Source organism: Actinacidiphila glaucinigra, assembly GCF_035918135.1.
In the GTDB taxonomy this organism is placed as follows: Bacteria; Actinomycetota; Actinomycetes; order Streptomycetales; family Streptomycetaceae; genus Actinacidiphila; species Actinacidiphila glaucinigra.
The window spans coordinates 185,512-203,933 of the sequence record NZ_CP109144.1 but is presented as its reverse complement, the minus strand read 5'-3'; the positions used below and the strand labels follow the sequence as shown (position 1 = coordinate 203,933).

The 18,422-nt window shown below is 68.4% G+C and carries 14 protein-coding genes and 3 pseudogenes; 12 read left to right on the top strand and 5 right to left on the bottom strand.

Translation table 11 applies throughout. The features are described from left to right. The first annotated feature begins 26 nt into the window (after positions 1 to 26). The 6 genes from OIE69_RS01010 to OIE69_RS00985 all read left to right on the top strand — a co-directional run bounded on the left by OIE69_RS01010 (position 27) and on the right by OIE69_RS00985 (position 8,891). Positions 27 to 1,256 carry a GMC family oxidoreductase gene (locus OIE69_RS01010; protein ID WP_326580886.1) on the top strand — a complete coding sequence of 410 codons (1,230 nt, stop codon included), beginning with the start codon at positions 27 to 29 and terminating at the stop codon, positions 1,254 to 1,256. A 650-nt stretch (positions 1,257 to 1,906) separates the two neighbouring features. Further along, positions 1,907 to 2,422, top strand: a complete 516-nt coding sequence (locus OIE69_RS01005; protein ID WP_326570023.1) for a DUF2975 domain-containing protein — start codon at positions 1,907 to 1,909, stop codon at positions 2,420 to 2,422. Beyond that, positions 2,422 to 2,652: a helix-turn-helix domain-containing protein gene (locus tag OIE69_RS01000; protein ID WP_326570022.1), complete on the top strand. Its 231-nt coding sequence runs from the start codon at positions 2,422 to 2,424 to the stop codon at positions 2,650 to 2,652. The genes OIE69_RS01005 and OIE69_RS01000 overlap by 1 nt, the downstream gene beginning before the upstream one ends. Positions 2,653 to 3,115: 463 nt before the next feature. Further along, positions 3,116 to 4,396 carry an MDR family MFS transporter gene (locus OIE69_RS00995; protein WP_326570021.1) on the top strand — a complete coding sequence of 427 codons (1,281 nt, stop codon included), beginning with the start codon at positions 3,116 to 3,118 and terminating at the stop codon, positions 4,394 to 4,396. 62 nt (positions 4,397 to 4,458) lie between these two features. After that, positions 4,459 to 5,703: an ATP-grasp domain-containing protein gene (locus OIE69_RS00990; RefSeq protein ID WP_326570020.1), complete on the top strand. Its 1,245-nt coding sequence runs from the start codon at positions 4,459 to 4,461 to the stop codon at positions 5,701 to 5,703. Continuing rightward, entirely contained in the window at positions 5,646 to 8,891 is a 3,246-nt protein-coding gene (locus OIE69_RS00985) for a helix-turn-helix transcriptional regulator (RefSeq protein ID WP_326570019.1), read from the top strand. Before OIE69_RS00990 ends, OIE69_RS00985 begins: the two co-directional genes overlap by 58 nt. A 637-nt stretch (positions 8,892 to 9,528) precedes the next feature. Here OIE69_RS00985 and OIE69_RS00980 read toward each other — a convergent pair. Beyond that, positions 9,529 to 9,857: pseudogene (locus OIE69_RS00980) on the bottom strand (IS110 family transposase); the annotation flags it as partial. A gap of 529 nt (positions 9,858 to 10,386) precedes the next feature. Between OIE69_RS00980 and OIE69_RS00975 the strand changes: the two are divergent. From OIE69_RS00975 to OIE69_RS00960, 4 genes and pseudogenes are all read left to right on the top strand, one after another. Then, entirely contained in the window at positions 10,387 to 11,460 is a 1,074-nt protein-coding gene (locus OIE69_RS00975; protein WP_455550595.1) for an IS110 family RNA-guided transposase, read from the top strand. A 107-nt stretch (positions 11,461 to 11,567) separates the two neighbouring features. Then, a complete protein-coding gene (locus OIE69_RS00970) occupies positions 11,568 to 11,783 on the top strand; it encodes a DUF5133 domain-containing protein (RefSeq protein ID WP_326570018.1) in 216 nt (71 codons plus the stop codon). Between the two features lie 13 nt (positions 11,784 to 11,796). Further along, positions 11,797 to 12,875 (top strand): annotated as a pseudogene (locus OIE69_RS00965) (glutamate--cysteine ligase). Between the two features lie 380 nt (positions 12,876 to 13,255). Beyond that, complete coding sequence (locus OIE69_RS00960) at positions 13,256 to 13,762, top strand: DUF6328 family protein (protein WP_326570017.1); 507 nt, start codon at positions 13,256 to 13,258, stop codon at positions 13,760 to 13,762. A gap of 299 nt (positions 13,763 to 14,061) precedes the next feature. Here OIE69_RS00960 and OIE69_RS00955 read toward each other — a convergent pair whose 3' ends face one another. Together OIE69_RS00955 and OIE69_RS00950 are read right to left on the bottom strand one after the other, a co-directional pair. After that, on the bottom strand, positions 14,062 to 15,033 hold the full coding sequence (locus OIE69_RS00955; RefSeq protein WP_326580882.1) for a TIGR03557 family F420-dependent LLM class oxidoreductase: 972 nt from the start codon (positions 15,031 to 15,033) through the stop codon (positions 14,062 to 14,064). A gap of 337 nt (positions 15,034 to 15,370) precedes the next feature. Beyond that, the gene (locus OIE69_RS00950) at positions 15,371 to 15,916 is read right to left on the bottom strand and encodes a Ku protein (RefSeq protein ID WP_326570016.1); all 546 of its coding nucleotides are present in this window, start codon (positions 15,914 to 15,916) and stop codon (positions 15,371 to 15,373) included. Between the two features lie 148 nt (positions 15,917 to 16,064). Here OIE69_RS00950 and OIE69_RS00945 point away from each other — a divergent pair, with 148 nt between their 5' ends. Beyond that, complete coding sequence (locus tag OIE69_RS00945) at positions 16,065 to 16,352, top strand: hypothetical protein (RefSeq protein WP_326570015.1); 288 nt, start codon at positions 16,065 to 16,067, stop codon at positions 16,350 to 16,352. A 697-nt stretch (positions 16,353 to 17,049) separates the two neighbouring features. On the opposite strand, the gene OIE69_RS00940 is transcribed toward OIE69_RS00945, so the two are convergent. Both OIE69_RS00940 and OIE69_RS00935 read right to left on the bottom strand, forming a co-directional pair. Then, positions 17,050 to 17,859 carry a transposase family protein gene (locus OIE69_RS00940; protein WP_326570014.1) on the bottom strand — a complete coding sequence of 270 codons (810 nt, stop codon included), beginning with the start codon at positions 17,857 to 17,859 and terminating at the stop codon, positions 17,050 to 17,052. Between the two features lie 196 nt (positions 17,860 to 18,055). Further along, positions 18,056 to 18,163: pseudogene (locus OIE69_RS00935) on the bottom strand (hemolysin III family protein); the annotation flags it as partial. Here OIE69_RS00935 and OIE69_RS44670 point away from each other — a divergent pair. Then, entirely contained in the window at positions 18,116 to 18,382 is a 267-nt protein-coding gene (locus OIE69_RS44670) for a hypothetical protein (protein WP_392567439.1), read from the top strand. The pseudogene OIE69_RS00935 and the gene OIE69_RS44670 overlap by 48 nt on opposite strands. Positions 18,383 to 18,422: the final 40 nt, after the last annotated feature.

Genomic DNA, 18,422 nt, shown 5'->3' with positions numbered 1-18,422 from the left:
CCACCATCCCAACCAAATAACCCAGGATTAAGCAACGACACGCTACTAGTTATGACGCTTGGGTTGAAGTTGGTCTAAAGGGCTGGGGATACGACGATCTGCTGCCGTACTTCAAGCGTACGGAGACCGCCCGGAGTGGAGACACTGCGGTGCGAGGTCAAGGCGGGCCCATGCGTGTGGGCCCAGCGGGAGATGTGCACCCGGTGATGCGGGCCGCTGGTGAGGCTGCGGTCGAGGCCGGGCATCCGCGCACCGTGGACTTCGCCGACGGGCAGGAGGACGGTGTCGGACTGTTCGACGTGAACATCGTCGACGGAATGCGGCAGAGTGCGGCCGACGCGTATGTTCTCCCCGTCGTTGATCGTGTCAACTTGGAAGTGGTGACCGACGCGCTGGTGCGACGGTTGCGATTCGACGGCGACCGCTGTGTAGGTGTCGAGTACACGGCCGGGCACGAGACGACGTTGGCCGATGCCTCGCGTGAGGTAGTACTGACTGCGGGCACCATGGGCTCGGCGCAGTTGCTGATGCTCTCCGGCATCGGCCCTGCCTGCCACCTGCGCGAGATCGGGGTGGATGTTCTGGTGGACGCACCCGAGGTCGGTTCCAACTACCACGATCACCCCACTACCACCGTTACTTACAGCGCGTCGCGGGAAGTTCCAGGCACCTCTGGTAATCACGCCGAGGTAGGTGTGCGCATACGCAGCACACCTGACGCGGAAGCCCCTGACGTTCAGCTCATCCTCAGCGAGGCACCTTTGGCTCCTGCCGTGGAGTATGGGCACGGCTATTCGTTCCTCGTGTCGCTGATGACTCCGCGCAGTCGGGGCACGGTCCGCCTCTCCGGGCCGTCTGTGGATGCTCCCTTGATACTCGACCCCAACTGCTACGCCGATCTGCGTGACGAGCAGGCCATGGTCTCCGCTCTCCGCTTGGCCCGGCAGATTGGTCAGGCCCCCGCGCTCGCCCCGTGGCGGGGCGAGGAAATCCTCCCTGGGCTCCGCGAGACAGACGAGGAACTGGCCGAGTACGCCCGCACAAGCGTTGTGGCCTACTGGCATCCCGTGGGCACCTGCCGCATGGGTGTTGACGACAGCTCGGTGGTCGACGAGGAACTGCGGGTGCGCGGTGTCACCGGAGTGCGCATCGCTGACGCCTCGGTCATGCCATCCATCGTGGCAGCCAACACCAACGCTACCGTTCTTGCCATCGCCGAACGGGCCTCTGACTTGATCAAGAACTCCAACCGCTGACGTGGCGCCGCGCGTTCTCGGCAACGCCAGGTAGCGCGCGACCACACCCCAGATCTGGGTAGGCCGGGTCGGTGGTACCCGATTGACGGGAGGACCTGGCGCCGAGACCGGTGGGCAGGGATGGATGGTGCACGCATGGCGGAGGTGCGCTCGGTCGAACGGGCGTTCGTTGGTGTTGCGGCGGCGGTAGATTTCCCGGTCGGACTTCGGGAGTCCGCCGCCGTGGCGACCAGGGGCTTGGCGGTGCCGTTGTTGGTCGGTCCCGGGGATGGCGTGGGCGATCCCGCGTTTGCGCAGGTAGGCGCGGAAGGGTAGGCCGTGTCGCCGGACCCGATCCGGGCCTGCAGCGCGGTCGGCCCGGGCCGGTGCGGGCGGCCCGGCCTGTGGCTCGCCTCTCTCTGCCGCTGACGGCGGCATGCTGGGCGCGGACAATGGTGGAGTCGATCTGGACGGGCCAGTCGATGTCGCCGGCCGCATCGGCCTGGGTCTGGACCTGTCGCAGCCCGCGATGTCAGCGGAGCGAGTAACTCCCAGTCCTGATCCGTGAGTTCATGACGACATATCACGCTGAGCCAGCACCCGATGGTAGCGGGACGTGTACGGCCGAGCAGGCGGGACCCTTCGAAAGATCTATTGACTATCGATCGATATTGATCGACAATCGATACATGCAGCGTTTCAGTATCGCCACGCTCCGAGTCGGTGTCATCGTGGCATTCCTGGCCGGGCTCTTCGGTCAGATCGTGGTCATCCCCGCGACGGCGGCCGACGAGGTGGACCGCTTCCCGCCTTACGGCCCCTTTGCCGCGCCCTACGTGGCGGTGGCGATCGCCGGCGTCGCCTGCGTCCAAGTCGCCCTTATCGCGGTGTGGATGCTGCTCGCGATGGTCCGGCGGGATGCGATCTTCACGTCGCGGGCATTCCGGTGGGTCGACATCATCATCGGGTCCTCGGTCGTCGCGACGGTGCTGGCACTCGGGGTCACCGGGCATCTCGCGTTGACCGACGTTCCCACTCCCGACGACGGCATGGAGGTCATCGGCGCTCTGGGCGCCGCGACCGTGAGCGTCGGCATCGGGGTGGCCTTCGTGCTGCTGGTCGCCGTCATGCGAAGCCTCCTGCGGAAGGCGACGGATTTGCAGACCGAGATCGCCGAGGTGGTCTGATGGCGATCCTCGTCGACCTCGACGTCCAGCTCGCCAGGCGCAACCTGTCGGTCGGCGCGTTCGCCGAGGCGGTCGGCATCACGCCCGCCAACATCGCCGTGCTGAAGAACGGACGCGCGAAGGCGGTGCGATTCACGACACCCGACGCGATTTGCCGCACCCTCGGCTGCCAACCCGGCGACCTGCTGCGCTGGGTGCCCGACGATCATACGGACAACCCCCGGGCCTGAACCGCGGACGCTGTCGACAGGTCGGTCTCCGTATCCAGGAGACCTCCGTAATGACCGACACGAGTAGTCACGGCGTGCACGGCACCGGTACCTGCGCTTGTGGGCATGGTAGCGACGGGTGAGTCCGGTGTTGGTGTGACATCCCTCGATGAAGTCGCCGCGGTACTGGATCGGGATGACGGGCGTGGACCTTCGCCCGGACCAGGTGCGGCCAGTCGGCGGGTGTCAGCGCCGTCGCTGTCGGTGCGATCAACGCGACAGTTCGTCCGAATTGCATCCACGGACGCGACACCCTGTCCCCACGAACAGTCCCACGACCGTCCAAGCCGACACGGCACAAACGACTCCGTTGAACATCTAAGGTACGCGCCGCGCCGAACCGAGGGTTTCTCCCGATGAGGAGGATCAGGCTGGTGGGCCATCCTCAGGGTGACCGGACAGCCGGTAAGCGAGGAGCGATGCTATGCCGGATGTGCGGTGGGCGAGAGGGGCCATGTTCCGGGGGCTGCCTCGGGGCTTTTGGTGGTTGTGGTCGAGCACTCTCGTGAACCGGCTGGGCACTTTTGTCTATCCGTTCCTGACCCTTTATCTCACTCTCGACCGGGGGTTCTCCGCCACTGAGGCCGGACTGGTGGTCTCGTGCTTCGGCCTCGGCTCGGTTGCGGGCTCGCTGGCCGGCGGTGAACTGAGCGACCGGCTCGGGCGGCGGGCCACCATGGCCGGTTCGTATGTCGTGACCGCGGCCGTCACGGCCGCGTTGGCCGTGACCACGCAGGTCGCCGCCATCGCCGCGCTGACATTCCTCTTCGGCGCCGGCAGTTCCGCGCCACGCCCCGCGCTCTCGGCCATGATCTCGGACCTCGTGCGTCCGGAGGACCGGCAGCGCGCCTTTTCGCTGAATTACTGGGCGGTGAACGTCGGCTTCGGTCTGTCCTCCGTGATGGCCGGGTTCCTCGTACGGGCCGACTTTGTGTGGATCTTCATCGGCGACGCGGTGACGACGCTGGCCTGCGGACTCATCGCGTGGCAGCGGCTCCCCGAGACGCGCCCGCCCACGCAGGACGCGGGCTCGGCGCCGACGGCCGGACCCGCCGCCGCACGCGGCCTGACCCTGGCCCTCCGCGACGGCCGGCTGCTGGCGCTGACCGCCGTTGCCTTCGCACTGTGGTTGCTGTTCCACCAGGGCGTGACAACGCTGCCGGTGGCCATGGAAGGCGAGGGGCTCAGCGCGCGCACGTACGGCCTGGTGATCAGCCTCAACGGCCTGGTGGTCGTGCTGCTGCAGATCCCGCTGACGCGGTGGCTGCGTGGCCGGCGATCCGGCCCGCTGCTCACCGGGGCCGCCCTAATGTTCGGCGCAGGGTTCGGCGTGACGGCCTTCGCTGGGAACGCCGCACTGGTCTACGGGCTCGGTGTGGTGATCTGGACGGTCGGCGAAATGGTCTTCGCGCCCACATCCGCTGCAGCGGTCGCCGACATGTCGCCCTTGCATCTCAGAGGCCGCTACCAGGGCGTTTTCGGCTTCGGAACGGCGGCCGCGTCCTTCGTCGCGCCGATTGTCGGCGGCGTCGTGTTGGACCGCGCCGGCGCCGCGGTGCTCTGGGCGGGTTGTGCGGCTGTCGGTCTGCTGGCGAGCTGCGCCTTCGTCTTGCTCAGATTCGACGGGAGCGCCCGTCGAGTCTGGGGGAAGGACGACGCCGAACGGTCGGGGGCGGCCGGACTGACCGACACCGTGAGTTCTTGACGGGGGTGCTCCCGGCTTCGTCCTGTGCAGCCACTCTCTCCGTTTCCCCTTGGAGGTTCTTGTTGTCCGTCATCGCCGCCGTTGAAGCCCTCAACTTCGGTCTCGACCACCTTGCCGCGGCCGCCCGGCGTCGCGGCCACGGGCTGGTGTTGCTCACAGCCGACCGTTCCCGCTATCTGCACGAGCTCGCCCTGGCGGCGCCAGGATCGCTGACGGTGGTCGACGTGGATACCGATGACGCCGACCGCGTCCTGGCCGTGCTCCGCGATATGCCCGGCGGCGTGGCCGGGGTGCTGCGAATGGTGGACACCGTCAGCGACCAAGCCATCCACGTCGCACGACAGCTCGGACTGCCCCACGCCGACCCCGCCGCAGTGGCGCTGCTGCGCGACAAGGGCGGATTCCGTGAGCATCTGCGCAGCCACGGCCTGTCCCGGGTGCGTAGCCAGGTCTTCGACCCTGCCGCGTCCTCCGCGGCGGACGACCTGGTCCCGTTCCTGGACTTCCCGTGCGTCGTCAAGGACGTGGCCGGTGCCGGCAGCCGCAATGTGTGGCTGGTTCGGGACAAGGAGGAATTCTCCGACGTGTTGGAGGCCGCCCGGCGGTCCGTGTCTCTGGGTGGCAGGCCTTTGACGGCCGAGACGTACCTGATCGGCCCCATGTACAGCGCGGAGACCCTGACCTGGGACGGACAGACGCGGCTGCTTGGAGTCTGCAGTCGCACGCTGTCCCCCGAGCCCGACTTCCGCGAGGAGTCGGCTTCCTTCCCCGTCGCGCTGCCGGACGCCTTGGAGGCAGAGATCCGGGAGCACGTGTCGCGGGTGCTGGCGTCCGTTGGCTACCGGCACGGCTTCACGCACACGGAGTTCATCCGGACGGCCGAGGGTGTGGAGACAGTCGAGGTCAACCCCCGGCTCGGAGGCGTTGTGATCGGGGAGCTCATGCGGCGTGCAGCCGGGTTCGACGTCCACCAGGCGCTGGTGGAGATGGCGCTGGGGGAGCGTCCCGCCCTCATGGACATGGTCCCGCCGCCGCCTACCGGCGCAGCGGCCGTCGGCCTGTACGCACCGGAGCCCGGTATCGTCGCATCTGTTGAGGGCGGGCCCACCCTGGCAAAGCACCCCGGGAGCCCCCGTTTGTACCCCGTCCAGGACCGTGGATCGCGAATCGATTCGATCAGCGACCAGCGCGGTCTGGTGTCCATCGTCCTCACCGAGGGGGAGACGGCCGAGTTGGCCCTGCACCACGCGTGGTCGGCGGCGGGCAAGGTCCGGGTGCGAATGGTGCCCGACGTGACTACCGGCTGACGATCCGCGGACTTCCTTGCCGTGAGCGGTTGCGCGGGTCCACTGTGGCCCGGACACGGCCATCGGGCGGGTCAGCAGGCGGAATCGCGTCTCGTGCGATGATCGCTTGTGTGGAGGATGTCATGGTCAGCCCCGTGTTCATCGGTCGTGACGAGGAGATGGCCACGCTCACGCGGGCGCTCGTCGACGCGGCCGCAGGTGAGTCCCGGATGGTGCTCGTCGGCGGTGAGGCCGGGGTGGGCAAGTCGCGTCTGGTAGCGGAACTGGCCGAGGCGGCCCGGAGCCGGGGGGCCCTCGTCGCGGTGGGCGGCTGCATCGAGACGGGCGCGGAGGAGGTGCCCTTCGCCGCGCCTCTGGCCGCGCTGCGGTCAGCGTTGCGCCAGTCGGCTGGTGGGTCGGCCGACGACATGGGCCCGTTCCCGATGGCCGACCTGCCGACCGAACTGTCCGGCATCATGCCGGAATTGGGACACGTCGCATCAGAAATGTTTGACTCCGGCGCCTCCTTCCTGCCTCACGAGGGACCGGCGCGGATGTTCGAACTCACCCTTGGGCTGCTGGAGCGGCTGTCTGCGGAGCGTGCTCTCGTCCTCGTGCTGGAGGATTTGCAGTGGGCTGATGCGTCCACTCGGCACCTGCTGCTGTACCTGTTCCGGTCACTGCGCTCGGGGCGTGTACTGATCATCGGCACCTACCGCTCCGATGACCTCCACCGGCGCCATCCGCTGCGCCCGTTTCTTGCCGAGGCCGCTAGGCTGCGCAACCTGCTCCGCATCACCCTGCCCGCCTTCACCTGGGATGAGGTGAGAGCACAGGTAACAGCGCTCCTGGGGGCGCCGGCGGATCCCTCGGTAGTGGACCGGACCCTCGAGCGGTCCGACGGCAACGCCTTCTTCGTCGAGGAACTCGTACACGCCGGACGTCTCGGCCCGGATGCCGCGCTGAACGACACGCTCCGCGACCTCCTGCTCGCTCGGATCCACGCGCTGCCCGACGCGGCACAGGAGGTCGTGAGGATCGCCGCCGTGAGCGGTGGTGCCGTCCCGCACGCCCTCCTGCGGGCGGCGTCCGACCTTCCGGAGGCAGAACTGGTCGAAGCGGTGCGTGCCGTCGTTGACTCCCAGCTTTTCCGTGCCACGCCGGATGGCTACCGGTTCCGCCACACGCTGGTCCTCGAGGCGGCCGACGACGATGTGCTGCCCGGTGAGCGTGGCCGGTTGAGCCGTCGCTCCGCCGAGGCGCTGGAAGCCCATCCCACGCTGGCGCCTGCTGAGGAGTACAGCGCCCGCCTCGCCGGATACTGGGCCGGGGCGCACGAGCCGGCGAGGGCGTTCAACTACTACGTGACGGCTGCCGCCGAGGCAAAGGAACGCTACGCCTGCACGGAGCAGTTGCACCTGCTGACCCGCGCGATGGAGCTGTGGGAGACGATCCCGTCGGCGGCCAGGACCTCGCTGCGGGCACCTGGCACCCTGGTCGCACAGGACCCTGCACTCGGCGCAGGGACCGAGGAATTCGTCTACACCGACCTGCTGGCCGAGGCGGTGGTGGCGGCGCGGATAAGCGGTGAGTGGGACCGAGGTGTGACTCTGTGCCGCAAAGCCCTGGCCCTCCCGGACTCGCAGGTCAATACCCTGCGCCGAGCCTGGTTCTGGACCGAGCACGCTCAGCTCGTGCAGGACCTTGGGCTCGGCGACGGCAAGAAGGAACTCGACCACGCACAGGACCTGGTGCGCGAGCTGCCGTCCTCCGCCGTGCACGCCGACATCCTCGGCCGCATCGCCGCGTGGGGGGCCCGCCACCAGCCAGGCCCGGACAGCATGCGAGCCGCAGAGCGCGCGGTCGGCTACGCCCGAGAGGTCGGCGACGCATACGGCGAACTGAATGCCCGAGTCACGCGGGCCTGGCTGCTCACCGGCACCGACGAGTTCGAGGAAAGCGTCACCGAACTGCGCGAGGTGCTGCGCCGCGCGCAGGAACTGCGCGCCGTCGCACTGATCGGCCGCGTATGCATCATGCTGCCCTCCGTACTGGAGGGATTGGGCCGGTCCGCGGAGGCGGTAACTGCGGGCGACGAGAGCGCCGAGCTGTGCCGCGGCCTCGGCCTGGCGAACGTCGAGTCGTGGGTCCACAGCAACCGGGCCCTGTCGCTGTTCTCGCTGGGACGCTGGCTCGAGTCGGCACGGGCGGCCGAGGAGGCCGCCCGGCTCGCCCGGTCCCGCAAGGCCCGCGGCATCGTCGCCGCTCTGAACGCCGAAACGGAGTCCGTCCGTGGCGAGTCGCGGGAGGCGGCACGGCACTTGTCCGCCGCGCGTGAGCTGTACGGCACCCGGGACCCGCAGCCGCAGCTGCTCATTCCGCTGGCCACTGTCGCTGTCCGCATCGCCGCCCGGGAGGGCCGACTGGGCGATGCCCGGCGGGAGCTGTTCACTGCCCTGTCCCGAGGCCTGCCGGCCACAACCGTGCGGTACTCCCTGCCGCTGCTGCACGCCGCCGCCGCCGCGGAGGCCGCCGCATGGGTACCGGGCAGGAACGCCGAACGCGATCAGGTCATCGCCGCTGTCCGGGCGCATGCGGCCGTGATCACCGTGAGGGTGCCCGTCTGGCAGGCGTACCAGCTCATGATCGAGGCGGAACTCGCCCGGGCTGAGGGAGACCCCTGCCCCGAGGCATGGGCCCGCGCCGTGGACGCGCTGACGGGTCTCGAGCGCCCGTACGAACTGGCCTTCGCCCGAAGCCGCTGGGCGGCCGACGCCTTGGCCGTCCGCACGCCGCGCCCGAACGTCGCAGCCGTACTGAACCAGGCGTGGGAGACTGCACGATCGCTCGGTGCCCGGCAGCTCCACAGCGACATCGAAGCGCTCGCCCGCCGGGGGGGCATCGCCCTTCCCAAGGGGGACGAACTGTCTGACGGCATCTCTCCTACGTCCCGCCAGGCCTCAGCCACCGGTGGGCCGTCCGCGACAGCGTTGCGAGCGCTCACTGTCCGTGAGGCCGAGGTTCTGCGCCTGGTCGCCCGCGGATACAGCAACGGCCGTATTGCGAAAGCCCTGTTCATCTCGCAGAAGACCGTGAGCGCACACGTGTCGCACATTCTCGCCAAACTCGGTGTTTCCAGCCGCACGGAGGCCGCGGCCCTTGCTCACCGACTCGGCTTCGACGGCGTCGAGGGGCCAGGCGAAGGCTAGGGTCCGTCTTCAAAGGCCATCGGTTGATGGACGTAGTTGCGTGATACGTCGTCATGAACTCACCGATCCGGGGCGGGAGTTGCCCGCTCCGCTGATACCGGGGGCCGAGCTCCCCGTCTACCGGTACGCCTGCCCCTGCTGCGAGAACGGGGACATGGGCCCCAGCCGGGGACGCTGCCTTCACTGCGCCGGCGTTGGCCTCACCAACGACTTCGCCGGCTGGAAGCCCGAGGAGCTCACGCCCACCCCGCGGCCGCCGGGCTCCGGCGCGTGCGGTCGGCGCCGGAGCCCCCTGCGGGCGCCTCAGTAGGCGGTGAGGCCGTGAACGTCGTAGGTGGAGTTGAACAGCAACCAGAAACGGGTGCCGTCGTTCACGTCGGTGGCGGCCGGCCCCCAGGTGTTGGCCTGGACCGTGCGCCAGGCGTCGCAGGCCTGCCGATCCTACCCATCACCAAGGCGGATCGCCCTGCCGCCTCTTCGGCCTCAGTCGGACCGACAAATCCAAGGCGGATCTCAAACGCGGCCTGAGTGGAGGCGGGGCCGCCCTACTCTCGGCGGGCGCGCTCGCGCCTCACAGGGGCCCCGCCGCCTCCTTCGTCGCCGCTATCCCGTCACCTCCTACGGCATGGCGCGCGCACTCAGGCAGGAGTTCCGTAATCGGATCGTGGAGGGAGGTGGCCTCGGCCGCGAGGTCCTGGTCGAAGCCGGTCAGTACCGTGAGTTCGGCGGTGATCTCGTCGGTCAGGTCAGTGGCAGGGCGCCGATCGAGGCGGGCTGGTCCACGATCACTAGGACGGTGCCGAACTTGGCCCTGAGCTTGTCGAAGACGGCCCGCAGCCTGGGTTCGCTATTGGGCATCGGCTTGTCGAAGACCTTCTTCCCGGCCGGGGTGAGCCCGTGACCGTGGTGAGCGGTCTTGCCGACGTCCATTCCGAGGAAGACGCCCACGCCTTCGGTGTCGAACATCGCACCCCTTCCGGGTCGTTGGCCATGCCGGCCATGGCGGTGGCACCGTGCTCGCGCATCCACGTTATGCAGACCTGCCGCCCACGTCTGTACCCGGCATTGCGCCGGACCGGGCGGTGGCCGGGTCTCTCATCAGCGTCTCCGACGGCACCCCACGGGCCCGGCGACACCACCCCCCCCCAGGTCATCCGTTCGACAGAGGGGACACAGTCATACCGGGCCCGGAGGCCAGCGGCCCCGTTGCAGGACCGCGAAGAACATAACTGTGAGAGTTCTTCTGCGGCCCGGGATGGGTTGCTGCCAGGCTCGGCGCTCGTGATCCGGCATGACTCGCAACATAACTGGCGTCCCGTCAGGGACTGCCGTGCCCCCGAGATGTCTGCCGGACGCGGGCGTCGGCCTGGCCCACCCGTTGGCTTGATCAGCAGCTTGTCCGCCTTCCGGCGTGACTCATCACAGTTCCGCCACGCGGTGACTCCACCCAGGCCGACGCCGACCACGGCCCGTCCGCCCTGAGGAGAACAACCGCGTGACCATGCTCGCAGAACACGTCGACGGCGTCATCGGTGTCGACACCCACCGCGACACGCTCGCCGCAGCCGCCGTCAGCCCCATCGGGGCCGTCCTGGAGACCACCGACACACCCGCACACATCCGCGGCTACCAGCGTCTGCTGGACTTCGCCCAGCAGCACGTGCCCGGCCGACGCTGCTGGGCACTCGAAGGAACCGGCAGCTACGGCGCCGGCCTCGCCGCCTTCCTGGAAGACGCTGGTGAACGCGTCGTCGAGGTCTGCCGTCCCAAGCGCCCGCCGGTCCGGGGAGGCCGCAAGACAGACATGCTCGACGCCATCCGCGCGGCCCGTGAGGCCCTGGCCACGGAGCACGTCATCCAGCCCCGAAGCCGCGGGGAACGCGAGGCGATGCGCGTGCTGCTGGCCACCCGGCAAGGCGCCGTGCACGCCTCCACGGCGGCCATCAACCAGCTCAAGGCACTGATTGTCTCCGCGCCGGACGACCTCCGCGCCCAGCTGCGTCGCCTCAGCCGACCGCAGCAGGTCACACGCTGCGCTGGCCTCCGCGACCGCCCCGCGCTGTCGACCGAGCACCGGATGACCATCCGTGCCATGCGGAGCACCGCCCAGCGCATCCGGCACCTCCAGGTCGAAGCCCGCGAGCTGGAGAACGAGCTTCTCCAGCTCGTCCGCCAGCAGGCCCCTGAACTCTTGGAGTTGCTCGGGATCGGGCCGATCACCGCAGCTCAGATCCTGGTCAGCTGGTCGCATCCGGGCCGGTTCCGTTCCGAGGCAGCCTTCGCCTCCTTCGCCGGGGTCGCGCCGATCCCGGCCTCGTCAGGGCTAACCAACAAGCACCGGCTGAACCGGGGCGGCGACCGCCAGCTGAACCGAGCGATGCACACGATCACCCTGATCAGGATGCGGCTCGATCCTGCCACGAAGACGTACGTCGCCCGCCGCATCAGCGAGGGCAAGAGCCCCCGCGACGCGCAGCGATGCCTCAAACGCAACATCTGCCGCCAGATCTTCAAGATCCTCGAACGACGGAACCAACAGAACCCCGAAGAGCTTCCCCGAGCGGCTTGACACGACATAGCAGCCTCGGGGGCGCCGCTCCCCTGAGTGACGGCGGCGGGCGGGGGTAGCCGGTGTGCGGACGGCCGCTTCGGAGCCGCGGATACCAGGAGAAGCGCATGTTGATGGCCCACCCCGCTGTTCTGGACGACCTCCTCGACCGCTACGAGACGCTGCGCCTGCTCAACCCGGAAGACTCCGAGGTGCGGCGGCTGGAGGACGTGTCCTACACGCTGTGCGTGGCGACCTGCACCAGCGACGTCGATGCCGCAGTGATCGCCGCTCGCCTGCGGCTGCCCGGAGCCCGCCCGCAGGACGACTCCGCAGCGGCGTGAACACGACCCGCACGTGGGAGTGGAGGAAGAACTCCTCTTGCTGGACGCCGAAACGTTTGAGCCGCGCGCACTGTCGTCCGTCGTGCTGGCCTCGACTCGCCGTGACCCCGCGGGCACGGACGAGGTGTTCGAGGCCGAGCTGCAGCGCCAGCAACTGGAATTCGCCACCCGCCCACAGACCCGGATGCAGGACCTGACCGCCGAGATCGCGCGCTGGCGCGCCGAGGCGGCACGCCACGCCGAGAGCCTGGGAGCGGCGGTCGCCGCGCTTGCGACCTCGCCCCTTCCTGTAAGCCCGTCCCTGAGCACGGGGGAGCGGTACCAGTGGATGCAGGAACTGTACGGGCTCACCGCGGACGAGCAGCTGACCGGTGGCTGCCACGTCCATGTGTCCGTGGACTCCGACGAAGAAGGCGCTGCTGTCCTGGACCGGATCCGGCCGTGGCTGTCGGTTCTGCTCGCTATGAGCGCCAACTCACCCTTCTGGCAGGCAAAGACAGCGGATGCGCCAGCTATCGCAGCCGGGTATGGGGACGCTGGCCATCGGCCGGCCCGGTGGAGATCTTCGGCTCCGCGGACCGCTACCACGAACTGGTCCAGGCCATGGTCGCCACCGGCGCCCTACGGGACGAGGGCGTGATCTACTTCGACGCTCGACTCTCCCGCACGTACCCCACAGTGGAGATCAGGGTGGCCGACGTCTGCCTGAACGCGGCCGACACCGCTCTACTTGCCACATTGATACGGGCTTTGGTCGAAACAGCCGCCCGTCGATGGCAGGACGACCAGCCGCCATCCCGGCATGGCGTGGGTCTACTGCGACTGGCGACCTGGAAGGCCGGCCGCGAGGGATTGGACGGACAGCTCATCCATCCCACCACTATGGAGCCCGCCCCCGCGGAGAGCGTCGTGCACGCCCTCTTCGATCACGTACGGGATGCCCTGGAGGACTCCGGTGACCTGATACCCGCTCAGGATGCCCTGGCCGAACTCGTCAAGGCTGGCAATGGCGCACACGTCCAGCGTGAGCTGATGGCGCAGACCGGCAGCCTGCGCGACATTGTCGCCCGCTGTACCCTGCGACCCCTTTGACAAGGGGGCCCGCCCTGACTGGCGCAGTAGGAGCACGGTGCCGGGCAGGGCGCGCAGCGTGGTCGGACGCGCGGGGTTTGCCGTGACGGCTTCGAACGAAAGCCGCTCTTCCTCGACGTGGTGGGCACGACGCCCGGCATATGACGCCGTCCTGCCGTCCCTGGGGCCTGACCACACCTGAAGTGAACAGGCAGGGCAGGCCTTGAGATGTTCCAGAAAGGGCCGACGGCGCCATCAAGGTACTGATGCGGCCCTGAGCGCGCCCTGCCGGCGGCCTCGATGCCGGTGGCGACAACCACGACGGACCGGTGCCGGGCACCATCTGCCCGTACGCGGGTACACGCACCGGAACAGGAGCGGCATCGGGATGGGAGGGCGGCATGAGCGTCGACGGCGAGGACACTTCCGTGCAACAGTCTGGGGGCGGACGCGACGAGACCCGCGAGGAGCGCGCCGACCGTCAGTGGGGCGAGCTCATCCAGGAAGTGCGCGTCGCGCAGACGGGCGTGCAGATCCTCTTCGGCTTCCTGCTGACGGTCGTGTTCACCCCGCACTACTCGCAACTCGGCGACACCGAACAGGTCATCTACATCGTGACGGTCGTCCTCGGCGCTTCGGCGACCGGGGCACTGATCGGTCCTGTGTCCTTCCACCGCTTGGTGTCGGGACAACGGATCAAGCCCCAGGCGGTCCACTGGGCATCCCGGCTCACTTTCGTGGGGCTTGTCCTTCTGCTGGCCACCATGACCTCTGCCCTGCTGCTGGTGCTGCGCGTCGCGACCCACGACGGGTACGTGCCCTATCTGGTGGCCGCGGTCCTGGCCTGGTACCTGCTGTGCTGGTTTGTCCTTCCCCTGTGGGCGCGGATCCGGTTCTCCGAGGACTGAGTTCGCTGAAGTCTCACGGACGGCTGCGCGTCGTCCTCCGGGGGCGTGCCGCAGGGCAGGTAGACCGTGCGGCTCGCCTCCTCAGAGGCGGCCCCGCCGGAGATACGCCGAACGGGTGGTCTCCCACCCCGCACGGGAGGCCGGCGTGGGCCCCGGCCCCTGCTGTGCGGGACGGGCAGCGGTGACGGGACGTGACCTCTGACGTGGCCCTGCGAAGAGCGCTCGGGCGGCAATAAATGGCGACGCGAACGTATCGCGCCTGCGACGGAGCAAAGTAGGACACGCGCACAGCTGAGAGATCAGCCGACGGACGTGCCAGCGTGCAGCCTGGGAAGGACCTCGGCGCGGTAGAAGTCGAAGAACTGCTTTTGATCGGGTCCGATCTGGTTCACGTAGACCTCGTCGAAGCCGGCCTGAGAGTAGGCGCTGATCGCTTCGACGTGGTCGTTGGTGGTGTCGCCGCAGACGATGGCGTCGGCGATCATGTCCTCGGTGACGAGGGTGGCGGCCTGCTCGAAGTGCTCCGGGGTGGGGAGGATCTGGGCCAGCTCGCCCGGAAGCTGCTCGTTGGGCCACAGCCGGTGCACGGTTTTCACCGCGCGCGCTCGGTCGGTGTTCCAGCAGACCTTCAGTCCGCCGATGACCGGCTTGCTCCCGCCCCCGGCCCGCCGGAACTGCTCCACAAGCGCCGTATCGGGTGTCATCGTGACGAAACCGTCCCCGATGCGGCCGGCCAGCGCGGCGGCTTCGGGCCCGAAGCCGGAGATGTACAGCGGAGCTGGTTCGGCGGGAATGGTGTAGAGGCGGGCGTTCTGCACGGTGTAGTGGGTGCCGTGGTGCGTGACGCGTTCTCCGGTGGAGAGTTTCCTGATGATCTGCACGGCCTCTTCGAGCATCTGCAGGCGCTCGGCGGCCTCGGGCCAAGCGTCGCCGAGAATGTGCTCGTTGAGTGCTTCACCGCTTCCCAGACCGAAGCGGAAGCGGCCCTCGGTAAGCACGGCCGCTGTCGCGGCGGCCTGGGCGTTGATCGCCGGATGAAGACGCACCGTGGGACAGGTAACCAAAGTGGTGATCGGCAGCGACGTCACCTGGGACAACGCTCCGATCATGGACCAGACGAACGAACTCTCGCCCTGCTCGTCGTTCCAAGGATGGAAGTGGTCGGAGATGGCCAGCGCCTGGAAACCGGCCTGCTCGGCCATGCGTGCCTGGTCGAGCAGGTCCGCGGGGGCGAACTCCTCCGAGGACAGGAAGTATCCGTAGGCGGTCATAGCGTTTCCTTCTTGCAGATTGATGATCAGGCGACGAGCGATTCGGCGCGCAAGATGTCGCCGCGTTGCTGCGCAGCAGCAACGCGGCCCCTGGGTCACATTGGGACATCGCCGTCAACGACTTGCTGGCTGCAAGGGCTCCGTCGGAGAGCTTGGGGCACGGCACTTTGGGCGGGCTGGACATCTCAACCGGCGTGGCTCAGGACCTGCGGGCGGTTCCAGCACGGCCCGCACCTCCAAGCTGGGCACGTTCCATGGCAACGTCCGTATTCCCATCATGCGCGTTTCTCGCGTGCTGGCGCGCGCTGTGAGCGAGGTCCGTTGGTCATGGCGACGCTCAGGAAGGGACTCGGGTTCTGGCAGTGGGGCGAGGCGACCGTCGTCGAGTGTTCCGAGGTAAGGAGCCGCTCGGGGTGCGATCACCTGGGCGGATAAAGGGCGGCGCGAAGGCTGGCACAGGCTCTCGGTCAATGGATCGCGCCCGTTGGGCCAGCGCCTCCACCAGCAGCGCATACGGCCGCTGGTCCTGCTCGCCTGCGGCCCCACCCCACCCCAACGGGCGGGAGTAGAGCACCGGGTCGACGCCGCGCTCATCGACGAACCCCAGGACATCGACCGTGCGCTTGGTCGGAAGGGCGAGCGCGGCCAGGTCCTCATCGCGGAGCACGACGGCGCGGCCGTCAGGACGCTCCAGGCCGCGCGCGATCTCCGACTGCGAGACCTCGACGTCCTCGCTCTCACGGACCCTCTGATGCCTGATCGCGGAGCTATCACGCGCATGAATCTGATGGAACCCCGCGCCGTGCTCCTCGGTCCCCGAGTAGAGGCGGACAGGGATGGTGACCAGACCGAACGACACGTAGCCGGTCCAGATCGCGCGCATTCTGACAGCGTCCAGCCCGCGGCAGCCTGCACGCGCGGCGTGATGCCCCGGCACGGTGACAGCGGTGAACGCGCGGAGCGTGTTTATTGCGACAATTCATGGCAAGCCGGGCCCTTAGGGGGAAGTCGCATCAACGAGGGAGTCCGTCATGATCATCCAAAAGATGCACGGCATGGGCATACGCAGCGAGCATGCGTACCTGGCCGGCCTGGCATCGATCGGCCTGTCCATCGCCGCCTGGGCCACCAGCATCACCGCGGAACCCGGCGTAGGCCTGGCCCGCGCCGACCGCTGGGGAATCTACGTCGGCGAGTGGGCCCCCACCTTCTTCGGCCTGGGCCTGGCCCTCAGCCAATATGAGCAGGCGGACGGCACGCTCCAGGAAAGCGACATCCATCACCTCAAGGACAAGGTGCAGGAAAAGGTAGCTGCCTGAGGCGCCCGTGCTCGCGCGCACAATCCAAGCTGCCCGTCCGGTTGTGCGGGGCCTACGCTGCGGCCGGGCGGGCGCAGACGCGGTCCCGCCGGACCCTTACCTGCCTGCCGCGGCGGGACCGCCCAACGCGTGCGGTCGAGGGCCGGCGAGCAACCGAAAACAAGGCACCCCCTCGTACCTCCCTTCAAGGCGTCCCGCGGGGCTGGCTGAGGCTCGGGTGGTGCTCGGCAGTGTTGGGGCTGATCTAGTGCACCACGCGGATCGCATCCGGGTTCCACCAGTAGGTGCGCCAGTGAACGAGAAGCCGTCGCCCTAGAGGAACTTCCCTTTCACCGGAACCGCGTGCCGCCCGTCCCGGTACCGGATCTTGTGTCACGCCACGCCGTCGCGCCACTGGCCGCCCACGCGGACCTGGACCCGTGGCTGCCGCCCCGGGCTGTCTCTCGAGCTCCGGGATCTGGCCGTGCGGCACCTCGCCGCGGTGAACGCGGACCACGTCGCCGTCCAGAAGTGCCCCTCCACCGGGCTGACCGCAGTCACCGACGCCGTGACCTCGAAGACTTGGAGGTCCCGGAACCACGCTCGCCGCCCTGCCGTCCGGCAGCACCGCCCGCACCCCCGGCCGTCCGCGTGCTCACGGCGCTCCGTCACCGTGGCCCGGTAGATCTCGGACTCAGTGACGTTTTCTCAACGGTGATCATTTCCAGTTTTCGTTGAGGACGAGGGCGGCGCGGGCGATGTCGCCGATCCTGGTGGGGCTGAGGGTGACGTGCTGCAGGGTGCGCCAGCGCTGCTTGAGCTCGGCTGCGGCACGTTCGCCGAGCGCACGGATGCCTCTGATCAGGCTGTTCGTGGTTTGTGTGTCCGCGTGCAGCGCCCGTTCGGAGCGGCCTTTGGGGCGTCGGACGGGGACATGGATGCCGATGCCGGCTCCGATGTAGCCCTTGTCGGCGAGGGTGGGCAGGCCGTCGGCCGCCGCCTTGTAGAGGGCGGGAAGTGCGTGGATGCGTGCAGCGGTGATGTCGGGGGTGGAGCCCGGTTCGACGTCGGAGACCCACAGCGGAGTGCCGTCCGGGGCGGACAGGAACTGCACGTTCCCGCCGAACGCCTTGTGTTTCTGGCTGAACCACAGGTCGTTGCCGTTCTCGCGGACCCCGGCGACGCGATCGGACTCGATCAGCGTGCCGTCCAGGACCACGTGCGTCATGCCATCGCGCCGGCAGCGGTCCAGGACCTCGTGCAGGTCCGGGGCCTGGTCGGCGAGAACGTCGATGCCTTCGTGGAGGTACCGGTAGCCGGTGGCCTGGGAGACGCCGGCGTCGCGGGCCAGGCAGTGCACGCAGCCGCGTTCGCGGAACCAGCGCAGCACCAACACCGCCTGACGGAACGGACCCAGTGCCCGCGAGCCCCTCGGTGTGCCGATCCGGCGCCGGTGCGCGGCCAGCAGCCGGGACAGGTGGTCCACGACATGGCGCGGGACATCGAGCATGGCAACATAGGTGACCAACGTGAAGCCTCTGGTTCCGCGGACGATCTTGTGGTGAGAACCGTCCTACCAGGGGCTTCACGTCTGCCCAACTCCGGGGCGGGTTCGCCCTACCTGCTCACGAACAGGGTGGTTCACATCGCTTCGCGAAGATCATTTCGCTGAGAAAACGTCAGTGACAGCAATCTGCCCGGTCGCTGATTAGTGCCCGAGGCGGTCATACGGCGGCCAAGGCGATCGCCGCGTAGTGGGCCGTGAAAGCGGCCACGGTGAAGGTGTGGAACACCTCGTGGAATCCGAACCAGCGCGGAGAGGGGTCGGGTCGGAAGACGAGTACCCCGAGGACGAAGAGAGCGAAGAAGGCGACGAAGGCGAAGAGAACGCAGAGGAAGAGGAAGGCGAGTACCCCGAGGACGAAGAGAGCGAGGAGGAGGACGAGGAAGGCGAGGAAGACGAAGAGGGCGAGGAAGGCGAGTACCCCGAGGACGAAGAGGGCGAGGAGAAGGACGAGGAAAGCGAGGCGGACGAAGAGCAGAGTGCGTGATGGCTGTTCCTAGCGGGCGAGGCAGTCGCGGGCATCCTTC